This is a genomic window from Brevundimonas sp. CURTG3B2_SDJG, assembly GCF_057364705.1.
The window spans coordinates 1-901 of the sequence record NZ_JBNFOJ010000533.1; the positions used below are offsets into that span (position 1 = coordinate 1).

At 71.5% G+C, this 901-nt stretch carries 1 protein-coding gene and 1 pseudogene; one reads left to right on the forward strand and one right to left on the reverse strand.

The features are described 5' to 3' along the window. Nucleotides 1–313: 313 nt before the first annotated feature. Nucleotides 314–685 carry a bleomycin resistance protein gene (locus tag AC2W7C_RS18500; RefSeq protein WP_486002653.1) on the forward strand — a complete coding sequence of 124 codons (372 nt, stop codon included), beginning with the start codon at nucleotides 314–316 and terminating at the stop codon, nucleotides 683–685. On the opposite strand, the pseudogene AC2W7C_RS18505 reads toward AC2W7C_RS18500, so the two are convergent. Next, a pseudogene (locus tag AC2W7C_RS18505) lies at nucleotides 682–901 on the reverse strand (hypothetical protein); the annotation flags it as partial. The gene AC2W7C_RS18500 and the pseudogene AC2W7C_RS18505 overlap by 4 nt on opposite strands.

The window sequence follows — 901 nt, forward strand, 5'->3', positions numbered from 1 at the left end:
AGCCGGGCGGTGTCGTCCGAGGAGGAGGTGCCGAAGGCGAGGCCGGCCCCGCCGTCCGAGCGCTCGACCCGGCCGCCGGGGAAGACCCATTGGAGGCCATGAAGACATGGCCGGGCGCGCGACGGCCCATCAGGACTCGGGGCCGCGGCCGGGAGCGGGTCAGGATCAGGGTGGCGGCGTCGTGCGGGACGCCGGGGCCCGCCCATGCGGGGCGCGTCCGCGAGGTCCTGGGCGGCGTCGAAGGGGTCTGGCGTTCTCACGGTCGGGGCATAGCATGGCGGCGCGGCGGACACGCCACTTAGGAGTTTGAGCCATGATCCTGACGGCCGAACCTCAACTGTTCGTCACCGACATGCAGGCGGCGCTGGACCATTACGCGGGCGCGCTGGGCTTTCGCATCGTCTTCACCTACGGCGAGCCGGCCTTCTACGCCCAGGTCGCGCGGGGCGGGGCACAGCTGAACCTGCGCCATGTGGACGAACCGGTGTTCACGCTGGCCGCCCGGCAGACGGAGACGGGGCTGTTGTCCGCCACGGTGACGACCGACGGCGTCGAGAGCCTGTACGCCGAGTACGCCGACGCCGGCGTGGCCTTCCACCAGGCGCTGCGCACCGAGCCCTGGGGCGCGCGGACCTTCATCGTGGCCGATCCCTCCGGGAACCTGATCTTGTTCGCCGGCGCCTAGCGCCGCTTGCCCTTCCTGACGCCCTTAAGCCTGCCCGAGGGCTTGCCGCCGTTGCGCGGCTTGGGTCCGCCGGAGCGCTTGGGATAGCCGCCGTCCCTGGCGCCGCGGCCCGCATGCCCAGGCGGGCCGAGGGGGCGTTGGGCGACCTTCCGGATGATCCGGCTGTCATCGACGATCAGACAGGTTCTGGGGGTCAAGATGTCGTCCCGAATACAA

Excerpts from the sequence above, each read along its gene's own strand:
- AC2W7C_RS18500 (WP_486002653.1), top strand. The coding sequence starts at position 314 with ATGATCCTGACGGCCGAACCTCAACTGTTCGTCACCGACATGCAGGCG.